A 19,595-nucleotide genomic window follows, 5' to 3' on the forward strand; every position below is an offset into this window, starting at 1 on the left:
GAATGAAATTAGCCATTGTGACGGCCTGCCCGAACGGCATGGTCACCAGTGTGTTGTGCGCCCGCCTGCTGGACGCGGCGGCCCAGCGCCAGGGATGGAGCACCAGCGTCGAAGTCCACGATGCGGCCCATCCGGAACGCCAATTGTCGGCGGCTACCCTTGAAGCGGCCGAATGGGTCCTGCTGGTTGCCAGCGGCCCGGTGGATTTGTCGCGGTTCGTCGGCAAACGCCTGTTCCGCAGCACCCCGTCCCAGGCATTGCAGGACGTCGACTCGGTGTTGCGGCGCGGTGCCGAAGAAGCCCAGGTGCTACGTGAAACGGATGTCCTGGAAGAAGCTCCTGCGGTATCGAGCGAGAGCGCCCCACGCATCGTCGCCATCACCGCTTGCCCGACCGGTGTCGCCCATACCTTCATGGCCGCCGAAGCCTTGCAACAAGCCGCGACGAAATTGGGTTATGACCTGCAAGTTGAAACCCAGGGGTCGGTGGGGGCACGCAATCCGTTGAGCCCTCAGGCCATCGCGGATGCGGACGTGGTGCTGCTGGCCACCGACATCGAGGTCGCTACGGAGCGTTTTGCCGGAAAGAAGATTTACCGCTGCGGCACCGGTATCGCCCTGAAGCAGCCCGAAGCCACGCTGAAAAAAGCCCTGGCCGAAGGCCGCCAGGAAAGCGCCTCGAACGCCAGTACAGAACCGGCGAAGTCGGAGAAGACCGGCGTCTACAAGCACTTGTTGACTGGCGTGTCGTTCATGCTGCCCATGGTGGTGGCGGGTGGTTTGTTGATCGCGTTGTCCTTTGTGTTCGGCATTACCGCGTTCAAGGAGCCCGGCACGCTGGCGGCAGCGTTGATGCAGATCGGCGGTGACACCGCCTTCAAATTGATGGTGCCGCTGCTGGCCGGTTACATCGCCTATTCCATCGCTGACCGGCCGGGCCTGGCACCGGGGATGATCGGCGGGATGCTGGCGAGTACCCTCGGCGCTGGCTTCATCGGTGGCATCATCGCCGGTTTCCTGGCCGGCTATGCGGCCAAGGCGATCAACCGTTATGCCCGTCTGCCCCAGAGCCTGGAAGCCCTCAAGCCGATCCTGATCATTCCGTTGCTGGCGAGCCTGTTTACCGGATTGGTGATGATTTATGTGGTGGGCAAACCGGTGGCGGGGATGCTGGAAGGCTTGACTCATTTCCTCGACAGCATGGGGACCACCAATGCGATTCTGCTGGGTGTGTTGCTGGGGGCGATGATGTGCGTCGACCTTGGCGGGCCGATCAACAAGGCAGCCTATGCGTTTTCGGTGGGCCTGTTGGCTTCGCAGAGTTATGCACCGATGGCCGCGACCATGGCCGCCGGCATGGTGCCGCCGATTGGCCTGGGCATCGCGACGTTCATCGCCCGCCGCAAATTCGCCCAGACCGAGCGCGAGGCCGGCAAGGCGGCCCTGGTGCTGGGGTTGTGCTTCATCTCCGAAGGCGCTATTCCCTTCGCCGCCAAGGACCCGCTGCGGGTGATCCCCGCCAGCATCGCCGGCGGCGCGCTGACCGGTGCGCTGTCGATGTACTTCGGCTGCAAACTCATGGCGCCCCATGGCGGCCTGTTCGTGATGCTGATCCCCAATGCCATCAACCATGCGCTGTTGTACCTGCTGGCGATCGTGGCGGGAAGTCTGCTGACCGGCGTGGCGTATGCGCTGCTCAAGCGTCCGGAAGCGGTGGAGATGGCGTTGGAACCGGCCAAGGCTTGATCAAAACCACACCGCATCCCGATGTGGGAGCGGGCTTGCCCGCGAAAGCGCGGGGTCAGTCGATGAAAATGTTGCCTGACCCAGCGCCTTCGCGAGCAAGCCCGCTCCCACCTTTTGTTTTGCAGCGTTCAAAAAACCTGTCACACCCGATTAACACAGCCATGGTTTAGTTTCCCCATTTCAGGGAGAGCACCATGAGCGAATTCGATCCGAGCCGTCGTCGTGTCATGCAAGCCGTGGGGGCGGGGTTGTTGTTGCCGGGGTTGGCACCGGCGGTGATTGCCTCGGTGAAGGATCGTCCGGTGCTCACCGATGGCGTGCAGTCAGGCGACTTGAGGGGCGATCGGGCGATGATCTGGAGTCGCTGCGACCGTCCGGCGCGGATGGTGGTGGAGTGGGACACCCGCAGCCGTTTCCACAACCCCCGGCGGTTTGTCTCGCCCTTGGCCGACAGCCGCAGCGATTTCACCGCCCGGGTCGAGCTGACCGGGTTGCCGCGCGACCAGGCGATTTTCTACCGCGTGCGTTTCGAGGATGCCCGAACCGGAGTCGCCAGCGAGCCTTGGTTCGGTCACCTGCGCAGCGTGCCGCAATTCAAACGCAACATCCGTTTTGTCTGGAGTGGCGACACCGTCGGCCAGGGGTTCGGGATCAACCCGGACATCGGCGGTATGCGTATCTACGAAGCCATGCGCTTGCGCATGCCGGACTTCTTCATCCACAGCGGTGACACCATCTACGCCGACGGCCCGGTGCCCGCGCAGATCACCGTCGAAGGCGGCCGTGTCTGGCGCAATCTGACCACCGAAGCCAAGAGCAAGGTCGCCGAGACCCTGGATGAGTATCGCGGTAACTATCGCTATAACCTGATGGATGAAAACGTGCGGCGTTTCAACGCCGAGGTGCCGCAGATCTGGCAGTGGGACGACCACGAAGTGGTCAACAACTGGTCGCCGGGCAAACAACTGGACGAGCGCTACCAGACCAAGGATATCCAAAGCCTGGTAGGCCGGGCGCGGCAGGCCTGGCTGGAATACGCGCCGATGCGCCTGCAAAAGGCCGACGGCGGCGGGCGGATCTACCGCAAGCTCGGTTATGGGCCGATGCTGGACGTGTTCGTGCTGGACATGCGCAGCTACCGCGGCGCCAATGACGCCAACCTGGGGGCGGCGAAACCTTTCCTGGGCCGCGAACAGTTGAATTGGCTCAAGCGCGAGCTCAAGCAGTCCCGTGCCCAATGGAAAGTCATCGCCGCCGACATGCCCATCGGCCTGAGTGTGCCCGATGGCGAAGTCAGCCCTGGCGTCCCGCGCTGGGAGGCCGTGGCCAACGGCGATCCCGGTGAGGCCCAGGGCCGTGAAGTGGAGATTGCCGAGCTGCTGGGGTACCTGCGCAAGCATCAGGTACGCAACTACGTCTGGCTGACCGCGGATGTGCATTACTGCGCCGCCCATCACTATCATCCGGAACAGGCTGCATTCCAGGATTTCGAACCGTTCTGGGAGTTCGTCGCCGGGCCGTTGAATGCCGGCAGCTTCGGGCCCAACGCCCTGGACAAGACCTTCGGTCCCGAAGTGGTATTCCAGAAAGCCCCACCGGCCCAGAATACCTCGCCGTTTGCCGGGTACCAGTTCTTTGGCGAGGTGAACATCGACGGGCAGAGTGGCGAGATGAGCGTGGTGTTGCGGGACCTTGCAGGCGTGGCGGTGTTTGAGAAGAAGTTGCAGCCGGTCTGAATGCCTGCCGCAAATCTAGCCCTGTGGGAGCGGGCTTGCTCGCGAAGACGTTGGGTCAGTCAGCGATTCGTTGCCTGACATTCCGCTTTCGCGAGCAAGCCCGCTCCCACAAAGGAAGGTGTTGGCTTTAGATCAGTAAACGTCCCGCCGGTATCGCCCCTGCTCGATCAACCGCTCCACCTCTTCGGCGCCCAACACATTGTGAAGCACCTGATCCACCCCTGAAGCCATGCCTTGCAGGCTGCCGCAAACGTAGATCACCGCGCCGTCGGCCAGCCATTGCTTGAGCAGCGGGGCGGATTCCAGCAGGCGATGCTGGACGTAGACTTTCTGTTCCTGGTCCCGGGAAAACGCCAGGTCCAGGCGTTCCAGGTCGCCCGAAGTCACCCATTCTTGCAGCTCATCGCGGCAATGGAAGTCGTGTTCGCGCTGACGTTCGCCATACAGCAACCAGTTGCGCTGCATGCCTTGGGCGACACGGGCCTTGAGCAAGCTGCGCAGGCCCGCCAGGCCCGTGCCGTTGCCCAACAGGATCATCGGCACGCCTTGGGGCGGCAAATGGAAACCGCTGTTGCGGCGTATCCGCAGCGTGATGCTGCCGCCCAGCGGAGCGTGCTCGGTGAGCCAACCGGAGCCGATACCCAGGCTGCCGTCGGCATGACGCTCCTGCCGCACGATCAGTTCGAGCACGCCATCGGCCGGGATCGAGGCGATGGAGTATTCACGAATCGCCAAGGGCGCCAACGCATCCAGCAGCGCCTGGGCATGCAAGCCCACCAGGTGGGCACGGTTCTCCGGCAACTGGCGGCTGGCCAACGCTTGTTCCAGGCTTTGAGGCAGACCGTCGACCTGCACGCGAGCGTTGCCGGCGATGCCCAGGCCGTCGAGAAAGTGCTCGATGGCCCACAAGTCATTGCGTGGCATGACCTCCACCAGATCACCGGCCAGCCAACTGCCGGGCCCAGGGGCGGTGAGGCCCAGCAGGTACACGCCCGAACCGCTGCTGTCGGGGTTGAGCAAGGTGCGCTGGCTCAATGTCCAGTTCTCGAAGTCCGGGGCTTTCCAGGTCTCCAGCGGAGCCTGGCCGGTGAGTTCGGCCAGTTGCTGTTGCCAATGGCGCAGGGCATAAGGATCGCCGCTGTCCACTTCAACGGGGGCGAACAACGTCTTGCCGCCATGCTCGGCCAGCCAGGCGTGCAGGCGCCGGGCGAAGCCGCAGAAGTTTTCGTACTGCCGATCTCCCAGGCCCAGCACTGCATATTGCAAACGCTCCAGGCTCAGGGTGCGACCCAGCACCTTGCGTTCGAACCCCCGTGCGCTGTCTGGTCCTTCGCCGTCGCCAAAGGTGCTGACCACGAACAGGGCGTGGGTGGAATGGCTCAGGTCCTGTTCGCTGACAGCCGCCAAGGGCTGGACCTTCACAGGCAGGCCGGCGGCCTGGAGCTGGCCGGCGGTCTGCCAGGCCAGTTGCTCGGCGAAACCGCTCTGGCTGGCGAAGCCGATCAACCAGGCCGGCGCGTCGCCGGGGCGGGTGACCAGCGCCTGGCGAGCCTGCCTGGCCTGGCGTTTTTTGCGGCGGCGATCCAGGTACAGCAACCAACCGGTGATGAAGAACAACGGCATGGTCAGTGCGGCAACCGTCACGAGGATTCGCCCGACCAGGCCGAAATAACTGCCTACGTGCAAGGCATAGACGCTGGTCAACAGCTGGGCCTTGAGGCTCTTGTCGCTATAGCGGCTGTGGCGGCTGATAGCGCCCGTGGCCGGATCAAGCATGAGCTGGTTCAGTGCCCGGTCATGAGGCGAGTTCTTCAGCAGATAGAACACCGTCGCCGGTTGCCCGGCTACGGGTGGCATGCGCACGTTATAGGAAGACAGGTCCGGACCGGCGGCGCTGTAGATGCTGCTCCACATGGCCCGGTAGTCGGCCACCGGCGGCGGACCTTCCGGCGCCGGGCCTCGGTTGCGCACCCGCTCGTCCTTGGGCGAGTCGGACAGCAGGCGGGTCACGCCTTTGTTGTACCACTCGTAGGACCAGGTCAGGCCGGTCAACGCCGCCAGCAGGTAAAACACCAGGCACCAAGTGCCGGCCACCGAATGCAGGTCCCAGTTGAAACCGCGGCCTTTCTTCGCCCAATCGAGAGTGAGCCAGGCGCGCCAGTTTTTCCATTGGCGCGGCCAGCGCAGGTAAAGGCCGGACAGGCAGAAAAACACCAGAATCAGCGTGCAAGCGCCGGTGATTTGCCGACCCACGTCTTCCAGGGCCAGGATGCGGTGCAGCTTGAGCAGCAGGACGAAGAAATCCTGGCCCACCACATCGCCCACGAACTGGCCGTTGTACGGATTGAAGTAACGTATCGCCCCGCGTTTTTCACCGGGCGGGGCGGTGAAGATCGCCCGTGCGGCGTTGCCGCTGTCGATCTCGACCCAGAGCATGGCAACGGTTTTGCCCGAGGCGGCCTCGATCTGCTCCACCAACTCGGCGGGCGGCAGGACGCCGGCCGGTTGTTTTTCGACCGTCAACACGTGTGGGTTCAACGCCCGCAGGATCTCGTCCTGGAACGATACCGCCGCACCGGTAATGCCCATGAACGCCAGCACCAGCCCGGCGCTGATGCCGAAAAACCAATGCAACTGGAACAGGGTTTTCTTCAACACGTCGCCCGCCTTGTTCAATCAATACTGTTCATCACGGCGCGCATTATGCCGTGTGTTATCGAGAAGCATTCATAAATACGTACAAAAAGCCCCTGCCAGGTGCATGACCGGGGCTTGAGTGGAGTGGGTAGCGAATCCTGCGGGAGCGGGCGTGCTCGCGAAGGACTGGTAGTTGCCGTCCAGGGTGTAGCGTTGGGTCTGGAGTGGCGAATCGTTGCAGGGAGCCCTCCATCCTGAGATTCGCGCCATGGCCCTTGTTTATCGGCAGCGTTATTGACAACTGGCGAAGTAGTAGTGATGTCGTCGATTTGGCGCTGTTTTGTTTTTTAAGTTGAGAGGGACTGTCATTTAATGTCTGGTAATGACTGCGCATGCGTAGTTTGTCCTGCTGTGGCTTGCAGGTTGTTCTGGTTGTCTCGTTTTCTAATATTTGAAGGGTGGTAGCTGGACGCGAAAGTGTCTTAGAGTCTTTTTGCGCGATCGATCTTTATGTGAGGTGTTATTTCAGTTGATGGCGTTCGACGAAATTATATTTTTGAGTGAATTGGAAGACAGGAAGTCTGTGATGGAATTCAATGTGGACGACAGGATTGTCGACGCTGCGGCGCAAGCCCCCGAAGTATTTGTAGCGGCCTCCTTGGGGGAGGGGGCAGAGTATAATCGAGATCCCGGTATACAACTGACCAAAGAACAAATCATCAGTTTGCGCAAGTATGAAGTTCTCGGCTTGTCGCTGCCTTATCGATACAACGATGTGGTTGCATACTTGAATTATGGCGCGGGAGACGAGGGCGGGCTTGGGCTGACGGCCAGGGATTTCCTGCGGACATTTTCAATGACATATGACCATGCCAAGCGTTGGGCGCCCTTACGCCAGGAGATCATGCTGACAGGCACCCATCTGAAATTGTTCGCTGGAAAAATCATCGAGAATGGCGAAGGGATTGTAGACGTCTATCGGGATAGCGAGATTTCCAAGTATCTCGACGAGCATGAAATCAACACGGTGGAAGGGTATTTGCAGCTCAAGCTCAAACACCCCCGCCTTCCCGATATCACGCTGCCTTCGGGGGATATTCCAGAGATCAGGTACTACCTCGATTCCATGCTTGCGGATGTGAGGGACTGCCGAACGAAGGCAGAAAAAGTCAGGCTGGAGCTGGATCGCTTCGGCATCGATTTGCGTGAAAAGGTCTTGCCGGAAGTCAAGCTGCGATTGAAAGCCGTCAGTGAGAATACCTATAAGCAGGACATTCAGGCGCTTCAGGAGGATATCGACCTGCGGGCCGCAGAGATCGACGAGCTCAATAAGCAATACGATCGGATGGTAAAGGAAGCGATCATTTCAGCCGCGACGATGAATGTGGGCGGGTTGATCATGGGCATCTATCAGGGGGTCAAGGCTGAGCAGGTGCGCACTAAACGTAAACAGTTGAAAGAAACGCAAGACATTGCCATCCAGAAAATGGCCAGTAAGAACCAGACGCTGAGTTCCTTGAATCGCGTACGAGGGGATCTGCAGGATCTGAGTGCCGTTACCATTGAAGCGGAAGTGGCAACCCAGAACCTGATGCTGGTGTGGGAGGCGCTCGGTTTATATATCACTTCTTCGCTGCAGGAAGTGGACAAGATAAACAATGCCGTGAGCTTGCGGGCTTTTATCCGCAGTGTGCGTAAGGTATTCAGTCCCTGGTTTGCCATAAGAACAAGTTCCGATGCATTGCTCGCTGTGTTTGCAGAGGCCCAGAAGGAATACGAAATGGGTAATTTAATTTCAAGGAGGATGGGGCGAATGATGTTGAAGGTTTCCGATTACCCCGCTTTCGATATGGCAGTGTTACGCGGTCATAATTCGGTTGTTCAAAATGCCAGCGTTCGGGCGCAGATGCTCTTTCAACAGCATGAGTATCTACCCGGCGTGGTAGGGCGGATGACCGGTCTGGCGCTTGTGATCGACCGCACGACGTTTGGTCTGCGTAGCCGTGCCCAGACAACGATTTATGAATTGCGGCGAGCGCTCGGTAACCTTGAGGAAATTCAGGAGGATTTTGAAAGCTCGCAAGACATCCATGAAAAATATGAAATGTCCAAGGAAATGGAGGATGAGCTTCGAGGGGTGTTTCTAAAGCTCTCTGGGCAGACCAATGAACTGAAAAAAATCCGGATTGACCTCAGTACTCGCTACGACCAGAACGCCTCGGCGCAATGGATCGTTACCCTGGAACAGGATCGGGCATTTGCCGACGGACAGAAAAACAAGGCCGAGGCCAAGCGCGTTGAACTGAATGCGCAGATGAAGTCGGTTGCTGATGCGATTCGATTGCTTGAAAGAAGCGGCGTGGAAAAAATCGGTCAGCAGGCTCAATTGACCGTGGACAGTCTGATAGCAATGGGCATGGCGCCTCCTCAAGTCCAGATTGCATTGCTGGCCATGGAGACACTGAAGAAAACGCTCTCGGGCATTGCCGAAAGCATTTCTTATCTCAGCATGGTCGCCGGGTTGAACAGGCTTCAGGAGCAGGTCAGGCAACTGCAGCTGGAGGCCGAAGCGTATGCCAGGGACATTACCTTGATCGAGCGAAAAGTGGAGTTGGTCCAGAGCCTCGATCTATTGGATGGCGGGCGTTGGGATTACGTCAAAACGTTCGAGAACATCGTGGAAGCTTTTGAGCAGTTCACGCAGGCCTTCGAGCATGACAAGTCGCAACCTGTCGAGGACCGCGTGCGCACCGCTTGTGGGCTTATCCCGGGCATTGTCAATTACCTGCTACCGATCCGTGGAGAAGCTGCATAAAGGGCCACACACGGAACCATTCCGAGCGCAATGGTCATTTCCCTTAGTGAAGCGGTGGTGGAGCAGGTGTTCGGTTTCCTTGCGAAACAGGACGCTGGCCTCTGCCATCGCCAAGGCAGATCATGAATCAATTCAACTATGAGTTTACCGGGGCGCAGCGAAAAACCCTGGATCGTTACGCTCAATTTCTTGGCTCCCTGCGCTCGATCCTGAACAACATACCGGTCGCGCTCGAGCGCCGTCAAAAAAGCGGCCATCAACTTGCCGTGCTTGCGGTGGATTCACGGTGGAACAACGCTTCGTTCAACGGGCAGTATCTCTCGGCGCTTTGGGGGCACGTCAATGAAGTCAAAATACGCTTCGCAAACGAGGTCACGGCGCTGGCGGTTTACACCGAAGAGGCCCTCGGCATCACCTCACGGACTTCCAGAAGAGAACCGATCGAACAGGTGGATTTCAGATTGTTCAGTCTGGCCGCTTCGCAACGCTGGTTATTGGCGGCGCCAACAAAGGTAGAGGACCTGACCCATGAGTTTCATTTGCGCTTCATCGACCTCAGAAGCGCGATCAGGCAGTGGGTGTTTCGATTCAACGAGCTGTATCAAGAGTCGTTCGGGTTGGATGCGGTGTTCATGAGGGCCATGGCCCATCGTTCCTGTCGTTGCCACACCCAACCGACCGTGGCACAGGTGTTATTCCAGGAGACGCTTACCGCGCCTGTCTGGGACATCGCTTATTCTTCTCGGGATGCATCGATCCGGGCGATGGAGTATCAGGCGGATATCGCCTTGTTATTCAAGGCTGTCAACAAGCTGAACGCGCAGATGGGGTTACTGGCTCAGGATCTGTATCAGCGTATGGAGGGCGTGGTGCTGGAGCTCAGGCGCGCAAGCTATGCCGTCCGGCTGGGAGAGTTGAATTCGAAGTTAAGCACGGTAATGAAGGAGCTTCAGCAGTGCATGATGTTGCTGGAGAATTTCGAAACCTGGCTGCGCAAATAAAAAGGTCCATGATGTCATGGACCTTTTTAGCGACAGGTTACGTTACACGTAGAACGACTTCAGCGGTGGGAAGCCGTTGAACTCCACGGCGCTGTAGCTGGTGGTGTAGGCACCGGTCGACAGCCAGTACAAACGGTCACCGATCGCCAGGTTCAGCGGCAGGCCGTACTTGTAGTTTTCGTACATGATGTCGGCGCTGTCGCAGGTCGGGCCGGCGATGACCACTTCTTCCATCTCGCCTTTCTTCTCGGTCCAGATCGGGAACTTGATGGCTTCGTCCATGGTTTCGATCAGGCCGGAGAACTTGCCCACGTCGGTGTACACCCAACGCTCGACGGCGGTACGGGATTTACGCGCCACCAGCACCACTTCGCTCACCAGAATACCGGCGTTGGCGATCAGCGAACGGCCCGGCTCGAGGATGATTTCCGGCAGGTCGTCGCCGAAGTCTTCCTTGAGGAAGCGGATGATTTCCTCGGCGTAGGTTTCCAGACTGTTGGTGCGGGTGATGTAGTTGGCCGGGAAGCCGCCGCCCATATTGATCAGCTTCAGCTCGATGCCGTCTTCTTCTTTCAGGCGCTCGAAGATCACCTTGACCTTGGCAATCGCCGCGTCCCAGACGCTGATGTCGCGTTGTTGCGAGCCAACGTGGAACGAGATGCCGTAGGGCACCAGGCCCAGGTCGCGGGCCAGGATCAGCAGGTCCATGGCCATGTCGGTCTGGCAGCCGAATTTGCGCGACAGCGGCCAGTCAGCGGTGGTCGAGCCTTCGGTGAGGATGCGCACGTAGACTTTCGAACCCGGTGCGGCTTTGGCGATGTTACGCAAGTCGGCTTCGGAGTCGGTGGCGTACAAGCGCACGCCCTTGTCGTAGAAGTAGCGGATGTCCTTGGATTTCTTGATGGTGTTGCCATAGCTGATCTGGTCCGGGCGCACGCCGCGGCTCAGGACCTTGTCCAGCTCATAGATCGAGGCGATGTCGAAGTTCGAGCCTTTTTCCTTGAGCAGGTCGATGATTTCCACCGCCGGGTTGGCCTTGACGGCGTAGTAGACCTTGGCGAATTCGAAACCGGCGCGCAGGTCATCATAGGCCTGGGCGATCATCGCGGTGTCGATGACCACGAACGGGGTTTCCTGCTTGTCGGCGAACGCCTTCATTTTCTGAAAGGTATCGCGCGCGAAATAATCTTCGACCTGGATCGACATACGTTGGGACTCCTACTGGCAAACATCAGGATCAATGGGTGTGAAGGCTGGCAGCCTTCGTGAACGTCCTCCGTATCCCCACTTTGGTTCGCCTACTTCCCAAGGCATGTCGCCGAAAGCAAAAAGGCCATGGGACGCGTGTTCCCTTGGCCTTGCTGTCTCGTCGTCAGTACTTGAGCCGGATGGATCGTTTCCAGCATGGACGTTCGGCGCGAACTTTAGGGCGTGAGGGGCCTGAGATCAACTAAAAATGTCGCGTTTTTGCACGCATTCGTCGTGCGGCACGCGACAGCTCCTGATGTAACCGACCTGCGTGACAGATTGATGTTCCCGCTGAAGCTGTTATTGAGGCGTTTCAGGGAAATTTGTGGTGCTCCATTCGCGAGCAAGCCCGCTCCCACAGTGGTCTGCGTTCAGCCACAAACTGGTCGGCCGATGCCTATCCCATGTGGGAGCGGGCTTGCTCGCGAAAGCGTCCATCAAACCTGCGCAATCTCCGCCGGCGACACGATACGGGTTTTGCCGCCACGCGAGCGCCCGGAGCTGAGGTACTCGGCAATCGATTCCTGGGTCACCTCCCCGAGGAACACCCGCTCGGCATCCATCACCGGCAGCCAAGAGCGGTTGAATTCGTACATGCGTGACAGCAGGATCCGCAGGTGTTCGTCGTAGGCCGCGGTGGCGTTGAACTCGCGCAGGTACTGTCCACAGGTGCCGCTCTGGCGGTGCAGGTCGCGACGGCGTACATAGCCCAGGGCCTTGTTCTCGGCGCAGGTGACCACCACGTAGCGCCGGTCGTGTTCGTCCATCAGCTCCAGCGCCTCGGCCACCGGCGTCTCGGGGCTGACCGACGGGGCGTTGTCCGCCGCGTCCTCGGCCTTGACCAGTAAGAGCCGCTTGAGGGTGCTGTCCTGGCCAACGAAGTTGCTGACGAACTCATCGGCCGGGTGCGCCAGCAAGGTGTCCGGGTGATCGCACTGAATGAGTTTGCCGGCGCGGAAGATTGCGATCTTGTCTGCGAGCTTGATGGCTTCGTCGATGTCGTGGCTGACCATGATCACGGTCTTGTTCAGCGCCCGTTGCATCTCGAAGAACTCGTTCTGGATCATCTCGCGGTTGATCGGGTCCACCGCGCCAAACGGCTCGTCCATCAGCAACAGCGGTGCCTCGGCGGCCAGGGCGCGGATCACGCCGATCCGTTGCTGCTGGCCACCCGACAATTCACGCGGATAGCGATGCAGATATTGCTTGGGTTCGAGCTTGATCATGCTCATCAGCTCGCGGGCGCGGTCGTGGCATTTCTGCTTGTCCCAACCCAGCAGTCGCGGGACCACGGTGATGTTTTCCTCGATGGTCATGTTCGGGAACAAGCCGATCTGCTGGATCACATAGCCGATGTTGCGGCGCAGGGTCACCTCGTCCAGGCCGGTGGTGTCTTCGCCATTGATCAGCACCTTGCCCGACGTCGGCGGGATCAGCCGGTTGATCATCTTCAGCGTGGTGCTTTTGCCACAGCCCGACGGCCCGAGGAACACGCAGATCTCGCCTTCGTTGACGGTCAGGTTCACCGAGTCCACGGCCTTGACGTCCTTGCCGTTGCTCTTGAAGGTTTTGCTGAGGTTTTGAAGTTCGATCATTTGGTTAATCCTTTAGGAGTCAGCGAGCGTTGCAGCCATTGCAGAAGCAGGTCGGCGAAGATGGCCAGGAGGCTGACCAGCACGGCGCCGACGATCAGCATCGACATGTCGCTGCGGCTGATGGAAGCGAGGATGAGCACGCCCAGGCCACCGGCACCGATGGTGGCGGCGATGGTCATGACGCCGATGTTCATGACCACGGCGGTGCGCACGCCGGCCAGGATCACCGGCACGGCGATAGGCAGTTCGACCATGCGCAGGCGCTGGCCGAAGGTCATGCCGATGCCACGGGCGGCTTCACGAATGCCGGGTTCGACGCCGGTCAGGGCGAGATAGGTGTTGCGCATGATCGGCAGCAGGGAATAGAGAAACACGGCGGTGATCGCCGGCATCGGACCCAGGCCCTGGCCGAATTTCGAATAGAACGGCAGTAACAGGCCGAACAGCGCAATCGATGGAATGGTCAGCAGTACGGTGGCGCTGGCCTGCAACGGGCCGGCGAGCGCTGGGAAGCGGGTCATGAAGATACCCAACGGTACGCCAATGATGATCGCCAGGGTGACGGCGATACCGACCAGGGTGATGTGCTGCCAGGTCAGGTGCAGCACTTGTTGCCAGTCGAGATGAGAAAAGGCGTTCAAGAATTCCATGGCTTTTCCTCTTCAGTCGATGGGGTGTTGGCGCAGGAAGTCGGCGGCCACAGCGGAAGGGCTTTCATGACCGACGTCCACGCGGGCGTTGAGCTGGCGCATGGTTTCGTCGTCGAACAGCTCGGCCAGGGGCTTGAGCTGGGCGGCCAGTTGCGGGTGTGTGTCAAGGAAGGCTTGGCGCACCACCGGCGCGGCGGTGTAGTCGGGGAAGTAGTGCCTGTCGTCTTCCAGCAGTTTCAGCTTGAAGGCGTTCAGTCGGCCATCGGTGGTGTAGACCAGCCCGGCGAATACCTGGCTGTTGCGCAGGGCGGTATAGACCAGGCCCGCATCCATCTGCCGAATGTTCTTGCGGGTCAGGTTCAGGCCGTACTGTTCGACCAGGCCGGCCAGTCCGTCGGAGCGGTTGGCGAACTCGGTGTCCAGCGCCACCAGGTGATTCTCGTCGGCTTCGGCCTGCAGCACGGCGTTGAGCTGGCTGATGTTGTTGATCTGGGGATACTGCCGGGCGACTTTTTCCGGCAGTGCCAGTGCGTAGGTGTTGCTGAATTTCGACGGCGAAAGCCAGACCAGGCCTTTTTTCGCATCGAGTTCTTTCACCCGGGCGTAGGACTGGGCGCTGTCGAGTTTTTCCGTGACATGGTTGTAGGACACCAGTGACACCCCGGTGTATTCCCAAAGGAGGTCCAGTTGCCCGGTCTCATGGGCGCTGCGGGCCAGGTTGCTGCCCAGGCCGCCGGTGATCTGCGCGTCGTAGCCTTTGCCGCGAAGGTACTGGGCAGTGATTTCCGCCAGCAGCGTCTGTTCGGTGAACACCCTGGCGCCGAGGCGGATCAGCGGTTTTTCCGCCGCCTGGGCTATCCCTGCGAACAGCAGCAGGCAGCCCAGCAACAAGCTTGTCTTCTTCATCACGATTCCTTTATCCAACCGGGTTTATGACGGGCGCAGGCCACGTTCCAGCCAGAGGCGGCTGGCCAGTGTCACCAGACCGTCGAGCAGCAGCGCCAACAGGGCGGTGCAGGCCGCGCCGAGCAGCAGCTGCGGCTGGTTGTTCAAGGCGATGCCGGGAAAGATCAGGCTACCGAGGCTGTTGGCGCCGATCAGGAAGGCCAATGGCGCGGTGCCGACGTTGATGGCCAGGGCCACGCGCACGCCGCCGACGATGATCGGCACGGCGTTGGGCAACTCGACTTTCCACAGCACCTGGCGCGGGGTCATGCCGATGCCGGTGGCGGCTTCCTTGAGAGAACCCTGGACGTTTTTCAGGCCCTCGTAGGTGTTGCGCACAATGGGCAGCAGCGAGGCGAGGAACAGGGCGAAGATGGCGGGACCGCTGCCGATGCCCAGGAAACCCAGGGCGATGGCCAGTACGGCCAAGGGCGGCACGGTGTTGCCGATGTTGAAGATTTGCATGAAGCGTTCGGCGCGCCCGACCATGGCAGGACGGCTGAGGGCGATGCCGGCGGGAAGGCCCACGATCAGGGCCGCGAGCATGGAAACCAGGACCAGCATCAGGTGTGCCTGGAGATAAAACAGCAGGTCGTCACGGTAATGTTGGATCGTATCGATGCCGATCCAGTGGACCAACAGGGCCAGGAGAGCGATGACGACGACACCCCCCATAAGCCCTTTGCCATAGCGGATAGCCACAGGCGGACTCCTTTTCTTTCAGTCGGCGCACGCTTCCCCTGGCGGCAAACCCCATGGATTGCCGAGGAAGAACGTTCGCGAGAAGCAGCTCTTTTCACCGCCGGTAAACGACGGTTCATTCGAGCCATGAGCGCAGCCTCGTCAGGCTAAGTGGCTGATTTTCAAGACCCTGACGAACGGCTGTAGCAAGGGGAGTGGACGCATGGAGCGTTCAAAAGGTTCCCTGGTGGATTGCTCTCGGTGATGACTTTCCGCCATTTGATCGAAATGGATAACACCTTTTTTTATTTCAAATTTGTATCAGCCACTGTGATAGATGACAGGTGTTCGAAGGAAGCTGCTCTTGTAGCGTAGGTAAAAGTTTTCAGTGGCGAAGCCTGAAAAGGCAAGACTGCCCTGAGGCTCTCTCTGTAATGAAAGGGGTTGTTGAAAATGAAAAAACAACTTTGTATTGCACTGCTTTTATTGTTAACAGCCGGCTGTGCAACACGTGAGTCGGGAACGGGCGTTATTCAGGGGACATCAGGGCAGGCTTTCGACCCTAGTGGGCCTAGCGTCCAGGGCGCTGGCACCGGTCCAGAAATAGCAGCCTACCTGACAGAAGCCTACAACAACGTCTTGCCCATGTGTCGCAACAACCCTTCAGCGCCATCATTTTTATGCACCGGCGTCATGTTACGGGCAACACAACACTCCACTCAGTTTCATTTTTGGAATCCCAACCCGGCATCGACAGGTGTTTCGTTTTCCTGGTTGCGAAAAGATGCGGAATTCGGAAAATTAGTGTTTGGCTACAACAATGGTTTTATTCTTTATCCAGACTTCTTTAAGCCGGCGGGGAAAATCGCATTGGCCGTGCTGTGTTTCTTTCCAGTAGACGGCGCCACTGACCACCGACCTGACGAAGGTTGTGGTCAATATCCAGATCGCCCCAACAGCCGACCTTGCCAATCTCAAGGTATTACCACGGCAGCGCACTACATTGCACATTTCAATGCTAACGCCGGTATGTACGGCGCATTGTGTGGCTTCGATGTTCGTGACGAGTTGAATGAACAGGGCGCCCGGGCGTTCACTGAAGCTGTCAAGGCCCAAGGGCAACTTCCAGCTTCCGCATTTTCTACGCAGAACGAATTCCGCATAAGAAAATGGGCTCAAAATCTTGGGGGGACGCTTCCGATCGAGGCAGTTTTCTATATCAATGATGCGGGTAAGGTTGGCGCTCAGTATGACCAACGGGACTTTAAAACGAACACCGGGATTTGGATTCCCGTGATCAAGATTACGCTTCCCCAAACGGCCGCCAATGACGCAAGATTCGAGTTTATTCCTGCTGACCAAGCTATTTCATCTTGATACGTCGGATGCTGGAAGGCGGTGACGAACAGCTATGACTCTTGCGTTGTGCATGCGCTGTCGTTAAGCGCGGGTCGCCAGACTGCGCTTGCGCAGGTGGTCCATATGGAGGGTTCTGGGCTATAATCGCCGCCCTTTTTTGAATCACCTGCCAGGCGATTTCCCATGACCAAACAGGCCGCCGAAGTCGCGAAACGCCGCACTTTCGCCATTATTTCCCACCCCGACGCGGGTAAGACCACCATCACCGAAAAGCTCTTGCTGATGGGCAAGGCGATTGCGGTGGCCGGCACGGTGAAATCCCGCAAGTCCGACCGCCATGCCACCTCCGACTGGATGGAGATGGAAAAGCAGCGGGGCATTTCCATTACCACGTCGGTCATGCAGTTCCCGTATCGCGAGCACATGATCAACCTGCTCGATACTCCGGGCCACGAAGACTTCTCCGAAGATACCTACCGCACACTGACCGCGGTGGACTCGGCGCTGATGGTCCTCGACGGTGGTAAGGGCGTCGAGCCACGGACCATCGCCCTGATGGACGTCTGCCGTCTGCGGGATACGCCGATCGTCAGCTTCATCAACAAGCTCGACCGCGACATCCGCGACCCCATCGAGCTGCTCGACGAAATCGAGGCCGTCCTGAAGATCAAGGCCGCGCCGATCACATGGCCGATTGGCTGCTACCGCGACTTCAAGGGCGTGTACCACCTGGCGGGCGACTACATCATCGTCTACACCGCCGGCCACGGGCATGAGCGCACCGAAACCAAGATCATCGAACGGCTGGACTCCGACGAGGCGCGTGCGCACCTGGGCGACGAGTACGAGCGTTTCATCGAGCAACTGGAGCTGGTGCAGGGCGCCTGCCACGAGTTCGACCAGCAGGCCTTCATCGACGGTCAGATGACCCCGGTGTTCTTCGGTACCGCACTGGGCAACTTCGGCGTGGACCATGTGCTCGACGCCGTGGTCGACTGGGCCCCGCGCCCATTGGCCCGGGTCGCCAACGAGCGCACCGTGGAGCCGGTGGAAGAGAAGTTCTCGGGCTTCATCTTCAAGATCCAGGCGAACATGGACCCCAAGCACCGCGACCGCATCGCCTTCATGCGCATCTGCTCCGGCAAATACGAAAAAGGCATGAAGATGCGCCACGTGCGCACCGGCAAGGACGTGCGCATCGGCGACGCCCTGACGTTCTTCTCCTCGGAACGCGAGCAGCTGGAAGAAGCGTTCGCCGGTGACATCATCGGCCTGCACAACCACGGCACCATCCAGATCGGCGACACCTTCACCGAAGGCGAAACCTTGGGCTTCACCGGCATCCCGCACTTTGCCCCGGAATTGTTCCGCCGCGTACGCCTGAAGGATCCGCTCAAGTCCAAGCAACTGCGCCAGGGCTTGCAGCAACTGGCCGAAGAAGGCGCCACCCAGGTGTTCTTCCCGGAACGCAGCAACGACATCATCCTCGGCGCCGTGGGCGTGCTGCAGTTCGACGTGGTCGCCAGCCGCTTGAAAGAGGAATACAAGGTCGAGTGTTCCTACGAGCCGATCACCGTGTACTCAGCCCGCTGGGTCGATTGCAGCGACAAGAAGAAGCTCGAGGAATTTTCCAATAAGGCTGTGGAAAACCTGGCACTGGACGGCGGCGGTCACCTGACCTACCTCGCGCCGACCCGGGTCAACCTGGCGCTGATGGAAGAACGCTGGCCAGACGTGAAATTCCGCGCGACCCGCGAGCATCACTAAGCGCTGAGTAGCAAGACCCAAACCCCGTTGTGAGAGCAGCGGGGTTTTTTGTTGGTGCTAACTCACCAACGGTGGGAGCGGGCTTGCTCGCGAAGAGGCCTTCACATTCAGCCTCTTCATTGGCTGTCACACCGCTTTCGCGAGCAAGCCCGCTCCCACAATGGATTGCATTCCAGGCATAACTGTTCGAACTAACTTCTATTCGAAAGCGGTCTGTCGATGAGGGGCATTCTGCCTGGGGTTCTGCGTCCTATTCTGTAAGCCAACCTGTTCGGGACTGTGTCCTGGACGCCGTCGGGTCGCGGCTTTATTCAGAAGAGAGGGAGTTGGCTATGAACAGGTTTCTACGGGTCATGTTGCTGCCGAAGGTCGTGGTCATGCTGTCCCTGGGCTCTACAGCCGCATGGGCCGAATGCGATGAGCATGAAAAGCACGCCGCGGGTGGGCAAGTGATGCAGGGCGGGATGATGCTGGCGACTGATGATCAAAAAGACACCGGCGATCAGGATGGTGATGATTCGAGCGTCGATCAGCCGAATCCAGACGACGATGCTGATGAAGGCGATAGCCAGTCCTGAGATCGTCGTGAATCGCTTGCTCCATTGATAACCGCAACGCTGTCCATGGCGCACCACCGAACCTGTAGCGAGGAAGCTTGCTCCCGCTTTAGTGCGCAGCGCTCACTAGAATGGGGCTGCTGCGCAGCCCAGCGGGAGCAAGCTCCCTCGCCACGGTGATTCCAGCTATCCCTGAATGTCCGATGCGCTGACCTGTCAGGTTTGACAGTAGACGCTTATGTGGTCGGCTCTTATAACTCAGGTGCAACGATTATCTGGGATCGGAGAGCAAAATGAGCACTAGCGACCAATCAGCAAAAGCGTCGGGATACTTGAACGGATGGGTAGGTGGCGTCGCGTTTGATTCAACTTCGCTCACGTTGATGGCCGACGGGAGCAGTGAGGATTTTGTGATCCAGGCCGTTTGGGTAGGCGACGATGGGCGTCAGAGGGAGCTGATCTTCTATATTCCCGAACGGGACCGGGAGCCAAAGATCTATCGGTTTCCTTCGGCTGAAGGGGCCGGCGCGTACTATGAGATCGCGGGAGAGCGAACCATGGATTGGGAGGGCGGTTCCATCACCCGGGAGCGAGTGGATTTTACTTCGTTCGACCCCAGGCAATGGCAGGTGGTGATGGGGTTCAATTTCGAGGTCAGCCTCGATGGTCAGGCTGTGTGGATCAAAGGTGAGGGCGAGGTCACCGGCGCATCGCCGTGGGGCAGGAGCATGCGCCAGCGCTTTGCCTCAGCCTGATTCCTGTGGCGAGGGAGCTTGCTCCCGCTTGAGTGCGTAGCGCTCACAAGAATGGGGCTGCTGCGCAGCCCAGCGGGAGCAAGCTTCCTCGCCACAGGGGGCGG

14 protein-coding genes are annotated in these 19,595 nt (G+C 59.3%); 8 read left to right on the plus strand and 6 right to left on the minus strand.

The window, feature by feature from the left end; genetic code table 11:
* The first annotated feature begins 2 nt into the window (after nt 1-2).
* A complete protein-coding gene (locus AD666_RS12630; RefSeq protein WP_053152170.1) occupies nt 3-1,745 on the plus strand; it encodes a PTS fructose-like transporter subunit IIB in 1,743 nt (580 codons plus the stop codon).
* A 194-nt stretch (nt 1,746-1,939) separates the two neighbouring features.
* Nucleotides 1,940-3,481, plus strand: a complete 1,542-nt coding sequence (locus AD666_RS12635) for an alkaline phosphatase (protein ID WP_053152172.1) — start codon at nt 1,940-1,942, stop codon at nt 3,479-3,481.
* A 132-nt stretch (nt 3,482-3,613) separates the two neighbouring features.
* On the opposite strand, the gene AD666_RS12640 is transcribed toward AD666_RS12635, so the two are convergent.
* Entirely contained in the window at nt 3,614-6,139 is a 2,526-nt protein-coding gene (locus AD666_RS12640) for a sulfite reductase flavoprotein subunit alpha (RefSeq protein ID WP_053153214.1), read from the minus strand.
* Between the two features lie 511 nt (nt 6,140-6,650).
* On the opposite strand from AD666_RS12640, the gene AD666_RS12645 reads away from it, so the two are divergent.
* A complete protein-coding gene (locus AD666_RS12645; RefSeq protein WP_256222616.1) occupies nt 6,651-8,933 on the plus strand; it encodes an alpha-xenorhabdolysin family binary toxin subunit A in 2,283 nt (760 codons plus the stop codon).
* Nucleotides 8,934-9,055: 122 nt separating this feature from the next.
* Nucleotides 9,056-9,934: a hypothetical protein gene (locus tag AD666_RS12650; protein ID WP_053152174.1), complete on the plus strand. Its 879-nt coding sequence runs from the start codon at nt 9,056-9,058 to the stop codon at nt 9,932-9,934.
* 42 nt (nt 9,935-9,976) lie between these two features.
* Here AD666_RS12650 and AD666_RS12655 read toward each other — a convergent pair whose 3' ends face one another.
* From AD666_RS12655 to AD666_RS12675, 5 genes are all read right to left on the minus strand, one after another.
* Nucleotides 9,977-11,140 carry a type III PLP-dependent enzyme gene (locus AD666_RS12655; protein WP_053152177.1) on the minus strand — a complete coding sequence of 388 codons (1,164 nt, stop codon included), beginning with the start codon at nt 11,138-11,140 and terminating at the stop codon, nt 9,977-9,979.
* A gap of 479 nt (nt 11,141-11,619) precedes the next feature.
* The gene (locus tag AD666_RS12660; RefSeq protein WP_053152180.1) at nt 11,620-12,777 is read right to left on the minus strand and encodes a betaine/proline/choline family ABC transporter ATP-binding protein; all 1,158 of its coding nucleotides are present in this window, start codon (nt 12,775-12,777) and stop codon (nt 11,620-11,622) included.
* Nucleotides 12,774-13,427, minus strand: coding sequence for an ABC transporter permease (locus AD666_RS12665; RefSeq protein ID WP_053152182.1), 654 nt, complete (start codon nt 13,425-13,427; stop codon nt 12,774-12,776). Before AD666_RS12665 ends, AD666_RS12660 begins: the two co-directional genes overlap by 4 nt.
* Before the next feature lie 12 nt (nt 13,428-13,439).
* Nucleotides 13,440-14,333 carry a glycine betaine ABC transporter substrate-binding protein gene (locus AD666_RS12670; RefSeq protein WP_053152184.1) on the minus strand — a complete coding sequence of 298 codons (894 nt, stop codon included), beginning with the start codon at nt 14,331-14,333 and terminating at the stop codon, nt 13,440-13,442.
* Between the two features lie 24 nt (nt 14,334-14,357).
* Nucleotides 14,358-15,047: an ABC transporter permease gene (locus AD666_RS12675; protein ID WP_172679632.1), complete on the minus strand. Its 690-nt coding sequence runs from the start codon at nt 15,045-15,047 to the stop codon at nt 14,358-14,360.
* A gap of 459 nt (nt 15,048-15,506) precedes the next feature.
* Between AD666_RS12675 and AD666_RS12680 the strand changes: the two genes are divergently transcribed.
* The 4 genes from AD666_RS12680 to AD666_RS12695 all read left to right on the plus strand — a co-directional run bounded on the left by AD666_RS12680 (nt 15,507) and on the right by AD666_RS12695 (nt 19,491).
* On the plus strand, nt 15,507-16,430 hold the full coding sequence (locus AD666_RS12680; protein WP_053153221.1) for a hypothetical protein: 924 nt from the start codon (nt 15,507-15,509) through the stop codon (nt 16,428-16,430).
* Nucleotides 16,431-16,595: 165 nt separating this feature from the next.
* Nucleotides 16,596-18,179: a peptide chain release factor 3 gene (locus AD666_RS12685; RefSeq protein ID WP_053152188.1), complete on the plus strand. Its 1,584-nt coding sequence runs from the start codon at nt 16,596-16,598 to the stop codon at nt 18,177-18,179.
* Nucleotides 18,180-18,511: 332 nt separating this feature from the next.
* Nucleotides 18,512-18,757, plus strand: coding sequence for a hypothetical protein (locus AD666_RS12690; protein ID WP_053152191.1), 246 nt, complete (start codon nt 18,512-18,514; stop codon nt 18,755-18,757).
* A 272-nt stretch (nt 18,758-19,029) separates the two neighbouring features.
* Entirely contained in the window at nt 19,030-19,491 is a 462-nt protein-coding gene (locus AD666_RS12695; protein WP_053152193.1) for a hypothetical protein, read from the plus strand.
* The last annotated feature ends 104 nt before the right edge of the window (nt 19,492-19,595 follow it).

The sequence above is a fragment of the Pseudomonas sp. Pf153 genome (assembly GCF_001269775.1).
GTDB classification, from domain to species: domain Bacteria; phylum Pseudomonadota; class Gammaproteobacteria; order Pseudomonadales; family Pseudomonadaceae; genus Aquipseudomonas; species Aquipseudomonas uvaldensis.

Bases quoted from the DNA above. Each gene is read 5' to 3' on its own strand.
- AD666_RS12630 (WP_053152170.1), top strand. From the start codon at position 3: ATGAAATTAGCCATTGTGACGGCCTGCCCGAACGGCATGGTCACCAGT.
- AD666_RS12635 (WP_053152172.1), top strand. From the start codon at position 1,940: ATGAGCGAATTCGATCCGAGCCGTCGTCGTGTCATGCAAGCCGTGGGG.
- AD666_RS12645 (WP_256222616.1), top strand. From the start codon at position 6,651: ATGGCGTTCGACGAAATTATATTTTTGAGTGAATTGGAAGACAGGAAG.
- AD666_RS12650 (WP_053152174.1), top strand. From the start codon at position 9,056: ATGAATCAATTCAACTATGAGTTTACCGGGGCGCAGCGAAAAACCCTG.
- AD666_RS12655 (WP_053152177.1), bottom strand. From the start codon at position 11,140: ATGTCGATCCAGGTCGAAGATTATTTCGCGCGCGATACCTTTCAGAAA.
- AD666_RS12660 (WP_053152180.1), bottom strand. From the start codon at position 12,777: ATGATCGAACTTCAAAACCTCAGCAAAACCTTCAAGAGCAACGGCAAG.
- AD666_RS12665 (WP_053152182.1), bottom strand. From the start codon at position 13,427: ATGGAATTCTTGAACGCCTTTTCTCATCTCGACTGGCAACAAGTGCTG.
- AD666_RS12670 (WP_053152184.1), bottom strand. From the start codon at position 14,333: ATGAAGAAGACAAGCTTGTTGCTGGGCTGCCTGCTGCTGTTCGCAGGG.
- AD666_RS12675 (WP_172679632.1), bottom strand. From the start codon at position 15,047: ATGGGGGGTGTCGTCGTCATCGCTCTCCTGGCCCTGTTGGTCCACTGG.
- AD666_RS12680 (WP_053153221.1), top strand. From the start codon at position 15,507: ATGAAAAAACAACTTTGTATTGCACTGCTTTTATTGTTAACAGCCGGC.
- AD666_RS12685 (WP_053152188.1), top strand. From the start codon at position 16,596: ATGACCAAACAGGCCGCCGAAGTCGCGAAACGCCGCACTTTCGCCATT.
- AD666_RS12690 (WP_053152191.1), top strand. From the start codon at position 18,512: ATGAACAGGTTTCTACGGGTCATGTTGCTGCCGAAGGTCGTGGTCATG.
- AD666_RS12695 (WP_053152193.1), top strand. From the start codon at position 19,030: ATGAGCACTAGCGACCAATCAGCAAAAGCGTCGGGATACTTGAACGGA.